This is a genomic window from Nocardioides sp. CER19 (assembly GCF_029846275.1).
In the GTDB taxonomy this organism is placed as follows: Bacteria; Actinomycetota; Actinomycetes; order Propionibacteriales; family Nocardioidaceae; genus Nocardioides.
Genome location: NZ_JARVWS010000001.1, coordinates 155,673 through 170,703, shown reverse-complemented (window position 1 = coordinate 170,703; position 15,031 = coordinate 155,673). Strand labels below are relative to the sequence as shown.

General features: G+C 72.5%; 14 protein-coding genes. 9 read left to right on the top strand and 5 right to left on the bottom strand.

Annotated elements, in window-relative coordinates; all coding sequences use genetic code 11:
* Positions 1-7 precede the first annotated feature (7 nt).
* From QDS12_RS00905 to QDS12_RS00895, 3 genes are read right to left on the bottom strand one after another with little or no spacing between them, the layout of a single operon-like run.
* The gene (locus QDS12_RS00905) at positions 8-382 is read right to left on the bottom strand and encodes an ATP-binding protein (RefSeq protein WP_279876320.1); all 375 of its coding nucleotides are present in this window, start codon (positions 380-382) and stop codon (positions 8-10) included.
* Positions 379-2,001 carry a PP2C family protein-serine/threonine phosphatase gene (locus QDS12_RS00900; RefSeq protein WP_279876319.1) on the bottom strand — a complete coding sequence of 541 codons (1,623 nt, stop codon included), beginning with the start codon at positions 1,999-2,001 and terminating at the stop codon, positions 379-381. Before QDS12_RS00900 ends, QDS12_RS00905 begins: the two co-directional genes overlap by 4 nt.
* A gap of 32 nt (positions 2,002-2,033) precedes the next feature.
* The gene (locus tag QDS12_RS00895; RefSeq protein WP_279876318.1) at positions 2,034-2,348 is read right to left on the bottom strand and encodes an STAS domain-containing protein; all 315 of its coding nucleotides are present in this window, start codon (positions 2,346-2,348) and stop codon (positions 2,034-2,036) included.
* A 140-nt stretch (positions 2,349-2,488) separates the two neighbouring features.
* Here QDS12_RS00895 and QDS12_RS00890 point away from each other — a divergent pair, with 140 nt between their 5' ends.
* From QDS12_RS00890 to QDS12_RS00850, 9 genes are read left to right on the top strand one after another with little or no spacing between them, the layout of a single operon-like run.
* On the top strand, positions 2,489-3,091 hold the full coding sequence (locus QDS12_RS00890) for a TetR/AcrR family transcriptional regulator (protein WP_279876317.1): 603 nt from the start codon (positions 2,489-2,491) through the stop codon (positions 3,089-3,091).
* Positions 3,088-3,891 (top strand): TIGR03084 family metal-binding protein, encoded by an 804-nt coding sequence (locus QDS12_RS00885; protein WP_279876316.1) that lies wholly within the window; start codon positions 3,088-3,090, stop codon positions 3,889-3,891. Before QDS12_RS00890 ends, QDS12_RS00885 begins: the two co-directional genes overlap by 4 nt.
* The gene (locus tag QDS12_RS00880) at positions 3,888-5,561 is read left to right on the top strand and encodes a DUF1446 domain-containing protein (RefSeq protein ID WP_279876315.1); all 1,674 of its coding nucleotides are present in this window, start codon (positions 3,888-3,890) and stop codon (positions 5,559-5,561) included. The genes QDS12_RS00885 and QDS12_RS00880 overlap by 4 nt, the downstream gene beginning before the upstream one ends.
* Positions 5,558-6,748, top strand: coding sequence for an acyl-CoA dehydrogenase family protein (locus tag QDS12_RS00875; protein ID WP_279876314.1), 1,191 nt, complete (start codon positions 5,558-5,560; stop codon positions 6,746-6,748). Before QDS12_RS00880 ends, QDS12_RS00875 begins: the two co-directional genes overlap by 4 nt.
* Entirely contained in the window at positions 6,745-8,337 is a 1,593-nt protein-coding gene (locus tag QDS12_RS00870) for a carboxyl transferase domain-containing protein (RefSeq protein WP_279876313.1), read from the top strand. The genes QDS12_RS00875 and QDS12_RS00870 overlap by 4 nt, the downstream gene beginning before the upstream one ends.
* The gene (locus QDS12_RS00865) at positions 8,334-10,274 is read left to right on the top strand and encodes a biotin carboxylase N-terminal domain-containing protein (RefSeq protein WP_279876312.1); all 1,941 of its coding nucleotides are present in this window, start codon (positions 8,334-8,336) and stop codon (positions 10,272-10,274) included. Before QDS12_RS00870 ends, QDS12_RS00865 begins: the two co-directional genes overlap by 4 nt.
* A complete protein-coding gene (locus QDS12_RS00860; RefSeq protein ID WP_279876311.1) occupies positions 10,271-11,446 on the top strand; it encodes an acyl-CoA dehydrogenase family protein in 1,176 nt (391 codons plus the stop codon). The genes QDS12_RS00865 and QDS12_RS00860 overlap by 4 nt, the downstream gene beginning before the upstream one ends.
* Before the next feature lie 43 nt (positions 11,447-11,489).
* Positions 11,490-12,710 carry a DNA polymerase IV gene (gene dinB, locus QDS12_RS00855; protein WP_279876310.1) on the top strand — a complete coding sequence of 407 codons (1,221 nt, stop codon included), beginning with the start codon at positions 11,490-11,492 and terminating at the stop codon, positions 12,708-12,710.
* A gap of 10 nt (positions 12,711-12,720) precedes the next feature.
* Positions 12,721-13,902: a YihY/virulence factor BrkB family protein gene (locus QDS12_RS00850; protein WP_279876309.1), complete on the top strand. Its 1,182-nt coding sequence runs from the start codon at positions 12,721-12,723 to the stop codon at positions 13,900-13,902.
* 6 nt (positions 13,903-13,908) lie between these two features.
* Here QDS12_RS00850 and QDS12_RS00845 read toward each other — a convergent pair whose 3' ends face one another.
* On the bottom strand, positions 13,909-14,466 hold the full coding sequence (locus QDS12_RS00845; protein WP_279876308.1) for a protein-L-isoaspartate O-methyltransferase: 558 nt from the start codon (positions 14,464-14,466) through the stop codon (positions 13,909-13,911).
* 29 nt (positions 14,467-14,495) lie between these two features.
* Positions 14,496-14,999 (bottom strand): SHOCT domain-containing protein, encoded by a 504-nt coding sequence (locus QDS12_RS00840; RefSeq protein ID WP_279876307.1) that lies wholly within the window; start codon positions 14,997-14,999, stop codon positions 14,496-14,498.
* Between the last annotated feature and the right edge of the window lie 32 nt (positions 15,000-15,031).

Here is a 15,031-nt window from a genome sequence, read left to right as displayed (position 1 = left end):
CGGACAGTCAGCCGCCGCGGTACCACGTCACGGTGATCCGCTTGCCGGGGTAGAGCTCGGTGGCGTCCCAGCGGTCGGCGAGCTCGTCGACGATGGCCAGACCGCGGCCGCTGGGGTCCTCCCAGTCGACCTGTCGGAGCGTCGGCCAGCCACCGGCGTCGTCGGAGATCACGACCTCGACGCGCTCCTCGTCGACGGTCAGCGAGAGCCCGATCGTGTCGGCGTCGGCGCGGACCGCGTTGGTGACCAGCTCGCTGACGACGAGTACGACGTCCTCGGCCGCGGGCCGCGTCGCACGGCCGAGCAGGTCCCGGAGCGGCGCGTCGATGAAGCGTCGCGCGGCGGCGGGGGCGCGCAGGTCACCGGGGAGCTCGGTCCTCATCGGGGACCCTCCCACCGGAGGGCGAGGGCGGCGATGTCGTCGGGGGCGTCCGGGTTGCGCAGCGTGTCGACCGCGTGCGTGACGAGCTCGGCCACGGAGCGCTCGCCCGCACGCGAGAGCGTGGCGGCGAGCCGGTCGAGGCCGACGTCGATGGACTCGCCGCGCCGCTCGACGAGCCCGTCGGTGAAGCAGAACAGTGTCGAGCCGGGCGGCATGGCGATCGTCGTCTCGTCGTAGTGCGCCGGGCCGGTGCCCAGCGGCCGTCCGGGCGGTACGTCGACGGGCCGGATCTCACCGTCGAGGAGGAACGGCGGCAGGTGCCCCGCGTTCGCCATGGTCACCTCTCCGGTTCGTACGTCGCCCACGCCGGTGATCACGGTGGTCAGGTGCCCGTCCGTGGAGATGTCGAACTGGTGCGAGCACTTCTCGAGCGCGGTCGCCGGGCTCTGGCCGTCCAGGAGGTAGGCCCGGACCGTGAAGCGCGCCTGCGCCATCACGGCGACCGTGTCCACGCCGCGGCCGGAGACGTCGCCGACGACGAAGCCGAACCGGTGCTCGTCGAGCGCCACCAGGCTGTACCAGTCGCCGCCGATCTCGGTGCCCTGGGCACCTGCGACGTACTGCGAGGCCGACTCGAGCGCGGGGATGGCGGGGAGACCGTGCGGCAGCAGCGCGCGCTGCAGCCGCTCGAACAGGTCCCGCTGCTGGGCGTACAGCGTCTCGACCTGCTCGAAGAGCGCGGTGATCGTCGCGGCGTCGGCCTCCGCGTCACTGCGGTCGCGCAGCAGCCGCCGGGCCGCGATCGCGGCGATGGCGGTCAGGAGCAGTCCACCGAGCAGCAGGCCCAGCGGCAGCCACCGGCTCTGCGTCGAGCCGAGGTGCTCGTTCGGTGTGGCGACGAGGATGAGCGTGGTGTCGCCCAGGGGGATCGACTCACGAGCCGTGTCGCCTCGCAGCGGAAGCGACGACGGGTCGACGTCGGTGGTCGACAGCGCCGCGTCGGTGGCGCGGGGGCCGAGGTAGATGGCGTAGTCGAGGTTGGCGTACGCCGAGTCGCGGGCGACCGGCGCGTGGCGGTCGGCCGGGAGCGCGCTCTCGGCGTAGACCGCGAGACCGCTGCCCGGGTCGGCCAGGGCCCACGCGATGCGCGGCTGTCCACCGGCGGTGACCTGCCGGACGGACGGTGACTTCACCTCGAACGCGTGGAGGGCGTAGCTCCGTCCGGCCGGGCTCGTCGTCGTCAGTGCCGGCGTGGCTCCGGTGGTCGCGAGCTGGCTCACCCGGTCGCCCTGCCGCGTCCACAACGACGCCGAGACGAACGGCTTGCCGGTGCCGACGTACGTCGACATGAACCGCGTGAACGCCGCGCGGTCGCCGGCCCGGCCCGCTGCGGCCTGGATGCTCAGCGCGGTGCTCAAGGGTTCCTCGAGGACGAGGATGGCGGTGGACAGGACCGCCGCCGCCTGCTTGGTCTGCTGCACCAGCAGCCGGTGCTCGCTGTTGGCATCGACCCGAGCCGTCGACCAGCTCGCTGCCGCGGTCAGCACGACGCCCACCCCGGCGGTGATGGCCGCCAGCCGCTTCGGATCGTGCGTGAGCCGCCGTGGTCGGTCGGGCACGGCCGCGGATGACGCACGTCGCGGGGGACCGCTCAACTGTCGGGCCGTTCCTCGAAGAGCTCGGTCAGGCCGGTCAGGTCGAGGATGCGGGTGACCGGGCGGGGAACGTTCGCGAGCCGCAGCTGCTGGCCACCGGCGGTGGCCGACTTCTGCAGCCGGACCAACGCGCCCAGCCCGCTGGAGTCGATGAACGTCACGCCGGCGAGGTCGATCTCGATCGCCGTGGTGCCGGCGTCCAGCAGCCGCCCGGCGTGGCTGAGGAACTCCTCGACACCGGAGATGTCGAGGTCGCCGGACACGGCGAGCCGGGGCGCAGCGGCGCCAGTCGTCGTCACGAACTCAGCCATTTGCGTTTCCCCATGTTTCCGAGCGCGAGCGGAGCTGGGAGAAACCTAGTCCTCTCCGTCGCGCATGAGAACGGCAACGTAAACGATTTCTACAAACAGTCAGTCTTGACTGTTTGTTCTTCCGACGGCAGGGTGGGGGCGTGAGCCAGTCGACCACCCGCGTCCCGCAGGAGGAGCGCACCCGCGCCATGCGGGCGCGGCTCCTCGAGGCGACGGTGGAGCTGCTCACCGAACGCGGCTTCGCCGGTACGACGACCACGCTGGTGTCCGAGCGGGCCGGGGTGAGCCGCGGCGCGCAGCTGCACCACTTCCCCACGAAGAACGACCTGGTGTTCGCGGCCGTCGACCACCTCACCCGCGTCCGGGGCGAGGAGCTGGCCGCGGCCGCCGCGCGGCTGCCGGAGGGCCCGAGCCGCACCCGCGCGGTGCTCGAGATGCTCGCCGACCACTTCACCTCCCCGGTCTTCACCGCCGCGCTCGAGCTCTGGGTGGCCGCCCGGACCGACCCCGAGCTGCTCGCCGAGGTGGCGCCGCTCGAGCAGCGCGTCGGACGCGAGACGCATCGGCTGACGGTCGAGCTGCTCGGCGCCGACGAGTCGCGGGACGGCGTACGCGAGCTGGTGCAGGCGACCCTCGACCTGGTGCGGGGCCTCGGGCTGGCCAGCACGATCAGCGACGACACGAAGCGGCGCGAGCGGATCCTCGACCGGTGGGCCGAGGTCATGGAGGAGCAACTCGGATGACGATGCTGGACGACCTGCTGGGCGATCTCGCGGCCGAGAGCGACCGGCTCCGGGCCGCCGTGGCGCCCCTCGACGATGCGGGCTGGCACACGCCGACGCCGGCCGAGGGGTGGGACGTCGCGACCCAGATCGCCCACCTCACCTGGACCGACGAGGCGGCCGTGCTCGCGGCTCGCGCGGCGGCGGGCGACAAGGCGGACTGGGACGCGGTCGTGCTGGCGGCCCTCGAGGACCCGGACGGCTTCGTCGACAAGGCTGCCGCCGAGGCCGCCCAGGCGCTTCCCGAGGACCTCCTCGCGCGGTGGGACGCCTCGCGCGGAGCGCTCGCCGAGGCGCTGCGCGGCGCGGACGGGAAGATGCCGTGGTTCGGCCCGCCGATGTCGCCGTCCTCCATGGCGACGGCGCGCTTCATGGAGACCTGGGCGCACGGGCTCGACGTCGTCGAGGCGCTCGCCGAGCACGGCCTGGGCACCGTCCCCGAGCCGACGGACCGGATCCGGCACGTCTGCCACCTCGGCATCCGCACCCGTGACTGGGTGTTCGGCAACCACGGCCTGGCGCGGCCGGCCGCGGAGTTCCGCCTCGACCTGGTCGCCCCGAGCGGCGGCGTGTGGTCGTGGGGGCCGGAGGAGGCGACCCAGAGCGTCACCGGGCCGGCGTACGACTTCGCGCGGCTGGTGACCCAGCGCATCCACCGGGCGGACACCGAGCTGGTCGCCGTCGGCGAGGACGCCGATCGGTGGCTCGACATCGCGCAGGCCTTCGCAGGCCCGCCCGGACCGGGGAGGGAGCGGCGATGATGAGGATCGGCAACTGCTCCGGCTTCTACGGCGACCGGCTGTCGGCGATGCGCGAGCAGCTCGAGGGCGGTGGTCTGGACTACCTCACCGGCGACTACCTCGCCGAGCTCACGATGCTGATCCTCGGCCGCGAGCAGCTCAAGGACGCCTCGCTGGGCTACGCCAAGACGTTCGTGCGGCAGGCCGAGGAGTGCCTTGGCCTCGCGCTCGAGAAGGGCGTCCGGATCGTCAGCAACGCCGGCGGCCTCAACCCCGCCGGTCTCGCCGAGGCGCTGCGCACGATCGCTCCGGAGGCCCGGGTCGCATATGTCGAGGGCGACCGCGTCGACGTCTCCGGTGCGCTGACCGCCAACGCCTACCTGGGCGGCTTCGGCATCGCCCGGGCACTGGCGGCCGGCGCCGACGTCGTCGTGACGGGCCGGGTCACCGACGCGTCCCTGGTCGTCGGCCCGGCGGTCGCCCACTTCGGTTGGGCCGCCGCCGACTGGGACCGGCTGGCCGGAGCGGTGGTCGCCGGGCACGTCCTGGAGTGCGGCACCCAGGCCACGGGAGGCAACTTCAGCGGTTTCACCCGCCTGGACACGAGTCGCCCGCTGGGCTTCCCCATCGCCGAGCTCGCCGAGGACGGCTCGTCGGTCATCACCAAGCACGACGGAACCGGCGGCGCCGTCACCGTCGACACGGTGACGGCGCAGCTGATGTACGAGATCCAGGGGGTCGGCTACCTCGGGCCCGACGTCACCACCGACCTCACCTCGATCACGCTCCGGCAGGAGGCGCCCGACCGCGTGGCCGTCAGCGGCGTCCGCGGGACGCCGCCGCCGGCGCGGCTCAAGGTGGCGGTCAACGAGCTCGGCGGCTTCCGCAACTCGGCGGAGTTCGTCCTGACCGGGCTCGACATCGACGAGAAGGCGGCCTGGCTCAAGGACCAGGTGGCGCCCGCGCTCGACGGGGTCGAGCACGTCTGGTCGCCCTACCGCGTGCCCGAGCCGGACTCGCCCACCGAGGAGGGGGCCGCCTGCCTCCTGCGGCTCACCGCGTGGGCGGCGACGCCCGAGCCGCTCGGCAAGCCGTTCACCGAGCCGCTCATCGCGCTCGCCCTGGCGTCGTACCCGGGCTTCCACGTCACCGCGCCGCCCGCCCGGCCGGCGCCCTACGGCGTCTACCGGGCCGAGTACGTCGACCGGTCGGCGGTCGCGCACACCGTCGTGCACGTCGACGGGACCCGCGAGGTCATCCCCGATCCGGGGATCTATGCGGAGCCCGAGCACCGCGACGGCCAGCGGCCCTCGCCCTACCCGGCGCCGCCCGACTCGCTCAACCGGCGGCTGCCGCTCGGGACGTTCGTGCACGCCCGCTCCGGCGACAAGGGCGGCGACGCCAACCTCGGCCTGTGGGTGGAGCGCGACGTGACGAGCGACAAGTACGACGCGCGGGTCACGTGGCTGACGAAGCTGATCACGCCCCGCAAGGTGCGCGAGCTGGTGCCCGAGGCCGCCGACCTCGAGGTCGAGGTCTACCCGCTGCCCAACCTCGGTGGCGTCAACGTGCTCATCCGGGGGCTGCTCGGCGCCGGCGTCGCCGAGGGTCGCCGCTTCGACCCGCAGGCCAAGGCGCTGGGCGAGTGGGTCCGCAGTCGTGTCGTCCACATCGAGAGAGACCTCCTATGACCGACCAGTCCGAGCTCGTCGACCTGGGCGCCGAGTTCGCCCGGCGCGAGGTCTTCCCCCACCTCCAGGAGTGGGAGGACGCCGGAGAGGTCCCGCGCTCCCTGCACGTGGCCGCGGCCCAGCAGGGCCTGCTCGGCATCGGCTTCGCGGAGGAGGTGGGCGGCGAGGGGGGCACGCTGGCCGACGTGGTCGCGGTCTCCGAGGGGATGCTCGGCGAGGGCGCCTCGTCGGGCCTGCTGTCCGCCCTGTTCACCCACGGCATCGCGCTGCCGCACATCGCCGCACACGGGTCGCCCGACCTGGTCGACCGCTATGTCCGGCCGACGCTGGCCGGCGAGCTGATCGGCTCCCTCGCGATCACCGAGCCCGGCGGCGGCTCCGACGTCGCGCACCTGACCACCCGCGCGGTCCGGGACGGCGACCACTTCGTCGTCAACGGGTCGAAGACATTCATCACCAGCGGCGTCCGGGCCGACTTCGTCACGGCGGCCGTGCGCACCGGCGGGCCCGGCGCCGGCGGCATCAGCCTGCTCGTCATCGACAAGGACACGCCCGGACTCACGGTCGACCGGTCGCTCGCGAAGATGGGCTGGCACTGCTCGGACACCGCCGAGCTCGGCTTCGCCGACGTCCGCGTCCCGGTCGACAACCTGGTCGGCGCCGAGAACGCCGGCTTCGGCTACATCGCCGAGGCGTTCGTCACCGAGCGGATCGCCCTCGCGGTGCACGGCTACGGCATCGCCGCCCGGTCGCTGGCACTCACCGCGGCCTACGCGCGTGAGCGGACGACGTTCGGCGAGCCGCTCATCGCGCGCCAGGTGGTGCGCCACGCGCTCGTGGAGATGCACCGGCTGGTCGAGACGGCCCGCGCCTACACGCACGTGGTCGTCGACCGCTACATCGCCGAGGGCACGACCGCCGGCACGATCGCCGCCGCCGCGCTGGCGAAGCAGACCGCCGTCGAGGCGTGCGACGCGGTCGTCGACAAGGCCGTCCAGCTGCACGGCGGCGCCGGCTACCTGCACGGGACCGAGGTGGAGCGGCACTACCGCGACGCCCGGATCCTGCCCATCGGAGGAGGAGCGACCGAAGTGATGACCGACCTGGCCGCCAAGCTGCTGGGCTACGACGATCCACCCCACGAAGACACTCGCACGCTCGCGTCTCCGCGGGGACCCCGACGATGACCGAGAGACGTGCCGCGATGCTGGAGAAGCTGGCGTCCCTGGAGGCCGAGCACGCGAAGGCCGTGGCCGGCGGCGGGGAGAAGTACGTCGCCCGGCACAAGGCGCGCGGCAAGCTGACCGCTCGGGAGCGGATCGAGCTGCTGGTCGACGAGGGGTCCGCCTTCCTCGAGCTGCAGCCGCTCATCGGGTGGGGCTCGGACTTCGCCGTCGGCGGGTCGATGGTGACCGGCATCGGTGTCGTCGAGGGCGTCGAGTGCCTCATCGTCGCCAACGACCCGACGGTCAAGGGCGGCTCGCTCAACCCCTACTCGCTCAAGAAGTCGTTCCGCGCCGCCGAGATCGCCGCCCGCAACGGCCTGCCGACCATCAACCTCACCGAGTCAGGCGGCGCCGACCTGCCGACCCAGAAGGACATCTTCATCCCTGGCGGCCAGGGCTTCCGTGACCTCACCCGCGCCTCGGCCCGGAAGCAGCCCACGATCTCGGTCGTCTTCGGCAACTCGACCGCCGGCGGCGCCTACGTCCCGGGCATGAGCGACTACGTGATCATGGTCAAGGAGCAGGCGAAGGTGTTCCTCGCCGGCCCGCCGCTGGTCAAGATGGCCACCGGCGAGGAGACCGACGACGAGTCCCTCGGCGGTGCCGAGATGCACTCGCGTGTCTCCGGGTCGTCGGACTTCCTCGCGGTCGACGAGCAGGACGCGATCCGGCTCGCTCGGCGGGTCGTGGCGCGTCTCCACTGGCGCAAGCAGGGGGTCTCGACGAGCTCGACCAGTGGTGGCTGGCCGACGTACGCCGAGCCCGACCTCGACCCCGACGGCCTGCTCGACCTGATCCCCACCGACCTCAAGGAGCCGTTCGACCCGCGCGAGGCGATCGCGCGGATCGTGGACGGGGTCTCGGTCGACAACGCGGTCGCGTTCGACGAGTTCAAGCCGCTCTACGGGCCGTCGCTGTGCGTCGGGTGGGCGCGGCTGCACGGCTTCGAGATCGGCATCCTCGCCAACGCCCGCGGCGTGCTGATGAGCGAGGAGGCGCAGAAGGCCGCGCAGTTCATCCAGCTGGCCAACCAGAAGGACACCCCGCTGCTGTTCCTGCACAACACGACCGGCTACATGGTCGGCGCCGAGTACGAGCAGGGCGGGATCATCAAGCACGGCGCGCAGATGATCAACGCGGTCTCCAACTCGAAGGTCCCGCACCTGACGGTGATCATGGGGGCGTCCTACGGCGCGGGGAACTACGGGATGAACGGTCGTGCCTACGACCCGCGCTTCCTCTTCACCTGGCCGTCGGCCAAGTCGGCCGTGATGGGACCGCAGCAGCTCGCCGGCGTCATGGAGATCGTCGCCCGGCAGTCCGCCGAGTCCAAGGGCGAGGTCTTCGACGCGGAGTCGTTCGCCGGCGTCAAGGCGATTGTCGAGGGGATGATCGAGGAGCAGTCGCTGCCCTACTTCCTCTCCGGCCTCGGCTACGACGACGGGGTCATCGACCCCCGCGACACCCGCACCGTCCTGGGCATCTGCCTGTCCGTCATCGCCAACCAGCCCATCCAGGGCGAGATGAACTTCGGGGTGTTCCGACTGTGACCACGATCAGCAGAGTCCTCGTCGCCAACCGCGGCGAGATCGCGTCGCGGGTGTTCCGGACCTGTCGGCGACTCGGCATCCCGACCGTCGCGGTGTTCTCCGACGCCGACGCCGACCTGCCCTACGTCGCCGAGGCGGACGTCGCCGTCCGGCTGCCGGGGAACACGCCGGCCGAGACCTACCTGCGGGGCGACCTGATCGTCGCCGCGGCGCAGCGGGCCGGCGCCGACGCCGTCCACCCGGGCTACGGCTTCTTGTCGGAGAACGCCTCGTTCGCCCGCGCGGCCATCGCGGCCGGGCTCACGTGGATCGGGCCGTCGCCCGAGTCGATCGAGGCCATGGGGTCGAAGATCGGCGCGAAGGAGATCATGAAGGCGGCCGGCGTACCCGTCCTCGAGGCTCCGGCCTCGCCGACCGAGGCCGACCTGCCGCTGCTGGTCAAGGCGTCCGCCGGTGGTGGCGGACGCGGGATGCGGGTCGTCCGCTCGCTGTCGGCGCTCGACGCCGAGATCGCGGCCGCGCGGGGCGAGGCGGAGTCGGCGTTCGGTGACGGCACCGTCTTCGTCGAGCCGTACGTCGAGCACGGCCGCCACGTCGAGGTGCAGCTGATGTCGACGACGGTCATCGGCGACCGTGACTGCTCGATCCAGCGCCGGCACCAGAAGGTCGTCGAGGAGGCGCCCGCGCCGGGTCTGCCGGACGAGGTGCGTAAGGCGATGCACGAGGCGGCCGGCAAGGCCGCCGAGGCGATCGACTACCGCGGCGCCGGCACCGTCGAGTTCCTCTACGACGAGGAGAAGCGGCGGTTCTGGTTCCTCGAGATGAACACCCGGCTCCAGGTCGAGCACCCGGTGACCGAGGAGGTCTTCGGGGTCGACCTGGTCGAGCTCCAGCTCCAGGAGGCGCGTTGCTCCTCCGGTGGTCTCGAGGCTCGCTGCGCTCGCACCTCGACCACCGGACATGCCATCGAGGTCCGTCTCTACGCCGAGGACCCGGCCGCCGACTACGCCCCGCAGACGGGCACCCTCAGCCGCTTCGAGATCCCCGAGGTCGAGGGGATCCGGGTCGAGGCCGGCTTCGCGACCGGCTCGACCGTCACGCCGTTCTACGACGCCATGCTGGCGAAGGTGATCGTGTCCGCGTCCTCCCGCGAGGAGGCCGCCCGACGGCTCGCCGCGTCGCTCCGCCGCGCCCGGATCCACGGCGTGCGCACCAACCGCGAGCAGCTCGTGGCGATCCTCGAGTCCGACGCGTTCCTGGCGGGGCAGGTGTCGACCGCGTTCCTCGCCGACGGGGGACCCCTCGGGACCGCCGTGACCCCGGGGGCTCGTGAGGCGGCAGACGGACCTCGGCGCTCACCGGAGGAACAAGGGGTCCGGACGGCGGCGGCCCTCGCCCTCGCCGAGCGCGCGAAGGCGGTGCGCCGGGTCCAGCAGCGCATCCCCGTCGGCTGGCGCAACGTCACGAGCCAGCCGCAGCGGATCGAGTTCACCGACGGCACCAGCGCCGAGTGGCAGGGCACCCGCGAGGGCTACGCGGTCGACGGCCTGACCGTCGTGTCGGCCGCGTCGGACCGTGTCGTGCTCGAGGTCGACGGGCTGCGGACGGCGTACGACGTGAGCGTCACCGGCGACCGCGTCGACGTCGACGGGCCGCTGGGCCACACCGCGCTCGAGCGGGTCCCGCGGTTCGTGGACCCCGCCGACCAGGTGGCGGAGGGCTCGCTGCTGGCGCCGATGCCCGGCAGCGTGGTGGCCGTCCACGTGGAGGTGGGCGCCAGCGTGAGCGAGGGGCAGCCGCTCCTCGTCATGGAGGCGATGAAGATGCAGCACACCATCGCGGCGCCGCGGTCCGGCACCGTCACGGAGCTGGCCGCGAGCGTCGGTCGGCAGGTCGAGGCGGGCGCCGTGCTCGCCGTGGTCGAGGAGCAGGGATGAGCGCCATCACGATGACACCGTTCAGCGAGCCGGAGGAGCGCGTCGCGCTGCGCGAGGCGGTCGCCAGGCTGGCCGGGAAGTACGGCCACGACTACATCGCCCGGCAGGCGGCGAGCGGCGAGAAGACGACCGAGCTGTGGCTGGAGATGGGCCGGCACGGGTTCCTCGGCGTCAATCTCCCCGAGGAGTACGGCGGCGGGGGCGGTGGCATGGCCGACCTGGCCGCCGTCCTCGAGGAGGCGGCGGCGGCCGGCGCGCCGCTGCTGATGATGGTCGTGAGCCCGGCCATCTGCGGCTCGATCATCGCCCGCTGCGGCACCGAGGACCAGAAGAGGCGGTGGCTGCCGAGCATCGCCGACGGCACCCTCCTCATGGCCTTCGGCATCACCGAGGCCGACGCCGGCTCGAACTCGCACCAGATCAGCACCACCGCGACCCGTGACGGCGACGAGTGGGTGCTCAACGGGCAGAAGACGTTCATCTCGGGCGTGGACGAGGCGCAGGCCGTCCTGGTCGTCAGCCGGACCCAGGACGCGAAGACCGGCAAGCTCAAGCCCGCGCTTTTCGTCGTCCCCACGGACGCCGCCGGCTTCTCGAAGCAGGTGATCCCGATGGCGTGGTCGGCGCCGGAGAAGCAGTTCACCCTCTTCCTCGACGACGTGCGGGTGCCGGCGGACGCCCTGGTCGGTGACGAGGATGGAGGCCTGTGGCAGCTCTTCGCCGGCCTCAACCCCGAACGGATCATGGGGGGCGCCCTCACCTGCGGCCAGGCGCGCTACGCGCTGGGTCGGGCGGTCGAGTACGCCAAGACCCGGACCGTCTGGAAGGAGCCGATCGGCGCGCACCAGGGCATCGCGCACCCGCTCGCCAAGGTCAAGATCGAGCTCGAGCAGGCCCGGCTCCTCTGGCAGAAGGCGGCCGCGCTCTACGACGCCGGCGACGACTTCGCGGCCGGCGAGTTCGCCAACATGGCCAAGTACGCCGGCGGCGAGGTCGCCTGCAACGCCACCGACGTGGCCGTCCAGACCCACGGCGGCAACGGGCTCACGGTGGAGTACGGCCTGGCGAACCAGCTGATCGCCGCCCGACTCGGCCGCATCGCACCGGTCAGCCGGGAGATGATCCTCAACTTCGTCGCGATGCACTCGCTAGGGCTGCCGAAGTCGTACTGACCGCGGCTTGACCATGGTCGAACACCTGTTCGACCATGGTGGCGTGATCATCCATGCCGACCTCGACTCGTTCTTCGCCTCGGTCGAGCAGCGCGACGACCCCCGGCTGCAGGGCCGGCCGGTGATCGTGGGAGGCGGCGTCGTGCTGGCGGCCAGCTATGAGGCGAAGGCCTTCGGCGTGCGCTCCGCGATGGGTGGTCGCGCCGCCATGGCCGCCTGTCCCGACGCCATCGTGGTCCCGCCGCGCTTCGAGGCCTACGTCGAGGCGAGCCGGCGGGTCTTCGACATCTTCCGCGACACCACCCCGCTGGTGGAGGGCATCTCCATCGACGAGGCCTTCCTCGACGTCGGCGGCCTGCGCCGGCTCGTCGGGCCGCCGGAGCAGATCGCGACGACGCTGCGCGCCCGGGTGCGCGAGGAGGTCGGGCTGCCGATCTCGGTCGGCATCGCCCGGACCAAGTACCTCGCCAAGGTGGCCAGCGCGGTCAGCAAGCCGGACGGTCTCCTGCTCGTGCCGCCGCACGGTGAGGAGCACTTCCTCCACCCGCTGCCGGTCGAGCGGCTCTGGGGCGTCGGTGACCTGACGGCCGCCAAGCTGCACGCCGAGGGGATCTACACGATCGGCCAGCTCGCCGACCGGCAGGAGGCGGAGCTGACCCTCGCGGTCGGCAAGGCGTCCGGACGGCACCTGCACGCCCTGGCCAACCTGCGCGACCCCCGGCCGGTCGAGGTCGGTCGCCGGCGCCGGTCGATCGGGTCGCAGAGCGCGTTCGGCCGCCAGAACCGGTCGTTCGAGCAGCTCGAGGCGTTGCTGGCCGCGCTGGTCGACCGGGTCACCAGGCGGCTCCGGGCGGGCGAGCGGATCGGGCGCACCTTCACGCTGCGGATGCGGTTCGACGACTACACCCGCGCCACCCGGTCGGCGACCATCCCGCGCTCGACCGGTGCCACGGCCACCTGGCTGACGACCGGACGGCGGCTGCTGCGGGAGGCCCGGCCGCTCATCGAGGAGCGCGGCCTCACGCTGCTCGGCATCACCATCTCGGGGCTGGTCGACGCCCGCACCGAGCAGCTCGAGCTCCCGTTGGGGCTCGAAAGGCTCGACCGGCGTACGGCGCCACAGGGTGGTCGCGAGCTCGACGGCGCGCTGGACGCCGTACGCGACAGGTTCGGCAAGCAGGCCGTCACCCGGGCGGTCCTGATCGGCCGCCACACCGGGCACGAGATGCCGACTCTGCCGGATCCGGGGCCGCCGCGCGGCTAGCCTTGCCCGCGTGGGCGTCGTGGCTGCGGTGGACCAGGCTCAGCGCCGGTTCCCTCCTGTCGCGTTCCCGCTCGGCGTCTTCTACAAGTTCTTCGACGACCAGGGCAACTACCTCGCGGCCATCGTCAGCTACTACGCCTTCATCGCGATCTTCCCGCTGATGCTGCTCGGCTCGTCGATCCTCGGCTTCTTCCTCGACGGCAACCCGGAGCTGCAGCACCAGCTGCTCAACTCGGCGCTGAGCCAGTTCCCGATCATCGGCGACCAGCTCGGCCGGCCCGGGTCGATCCAGGGCTCGACCGGCGGCGTCATCATCGGCTCGATCGCCGCGCTCTACGGCGCCCTCGGGCTCGGCCAGGCCATCCAGAACGCGCTCAACACCGCCTGGTCGGTGCCGCGCAACAGCCGCCCGAACCCGATCCTGCTCCGCCTGCGCAGCCTGTTGCTGCTCGCCACCGCCGGCGTCGCGGTGCTCACCCTGTCGGTCGTGTCCACCCTCGGCGCCAACACCCAGGTCTTCGGCGACGGGATGAACGCGACGCTGCGATGGCTGATCACGATCGTCACCGTGCTGCTCATCGGCACCATGCTCACGCTGCTCATGCGGCTCGCCACCGCGCGGGACCATCCGTTGCGGTCCGCCGCGCCGGGTGCCTTCACGCTCGCGGTCATGTGGCAGGTGCTGCAGTGGGGCGGCGCGATCTACGTGACCGGCGTGATCAACGAGGCGCAGGGCATGAACAAGACGTTCGCCACCGTCCTCGGCCTCGTCGCCTACATCTACATCGCCGCGGTCATGGGGGTGCTCGGCATCGAGGTCAACGTGGTGCTGGTCCGCCGGCTGTGGCCGCGCGCCCTGCTCACGCCGTTCACCGACGCGGTCGACCTGACCGATGCGGACCGTCGGGCCTACGCGTCGTACGCGCTGATGAACCGGCACAAGGGCTTCGAGACCGTGGCGGTCACCTTCGACGGCCGCGACGGCGACTCGCACGAGATCATCATGGACCCGAGCTGGGCCCGGAAGAGCCGGCGTACCCGGCGCCGCCCGGACCCCGACTCGGACACGGAGTCGCCCGAGGACAAGCCCGAGGACCAGCCCGAGCAGACGCCCGAGCAGACGCCCGAGCAGACCTCCGAGCAGACCTCCGAGGAGCAGGAGCCGGTCAGCCATCCGCACGACCGCCTCTGAGGCCGGTCAGCGCAGCGGGACGAACCGGTAGGCCCCGTGGGTGGTGATCGCGTCGCGGCCGTCGCCGCGCACCACGAGGGTCATCCGCCCGTCCACCGGCACCACCAGCCGGCCCGGGTCGCCGAGCTGCTCCAGCAGCGTCGCCGGCATCCGCGTTGCACCGGCGGAGACGAGGATGCGGTCGTACGGCGCCCCGGCCGGCAACCCGACGACCCCGGGGATGGCGGGCTCGATGCGCGCCCACGGGCGTCCGGCGGCCGCGACGTTGGCGGCACCCCAGCGGGCCAGCCTCGGCTCGAGCTCGACGCCGACGACCTCGCCGTCGGGACCCGTCAGGTGAGCGAGCAGGGCCGTCGTCCACCCCGAGCCGGCGCCCACGTCGAGCACCCGGTGGCCCGGGTGGACGTCGAGCAGCCGGAGCATCGCCGACACCGTCGACGGTTGCGAGTTGGTCTGGCCCTGGCCGATCGGGAGCGGGGCGTCCTCCGCGGCACGGTGCCGCTCGCTCGAGGGGAGGAACCCCGCGCGCGGGACGGCCGTGAAAGCCTCGTCGACCCGGTCCACGGTGCCACCCTAGTCACCGGAACGCCGGGTCAGATCGAGTCGATGATCGCCTGCCGACGCGCGGCGTACTCGCTCTCGGTGATGGCACCGGAGTCCTTCAGCGCCTGCAGCTCCGCGAGCCGCTCGGCAGCCGGACGCGGCTGGGCCGGCGCGGCGTCGGGGGCGGTGGCCTTCCGGTCACGCAGCGAGGAGGCGACGTACGCCGCGTTGAGGCCGTTCTCGTCGAGCATCGCGACCGCCGTCGCCGCGCCCTCGTCGAGGCCGGCGCTGCGGGCCATCGAGCGGGCCGCGCTCACCCGGTAGATGGTGGTGGCGACGCCGAGGATCAGGACCAGGACGAAGAGGGCGACGAACCACCCCGGGATGCCGAACCCGTCCGACCCGAAGCCGTCGGAGCCGAACCCGGTGGGGTCCTCCACGATGCAGTCGGGCTGCCCCGCGCAGAGGTCGCCGACGTCGTCGGCGGCCGCGAGACCGGGGACGGCCAGCAGCAACGTCGCCGCGACGGCGAGCACGCCGAGAAGTCGTTTCATGGCGTCACAGTAGGGGCGCTCCACGGTCCGCG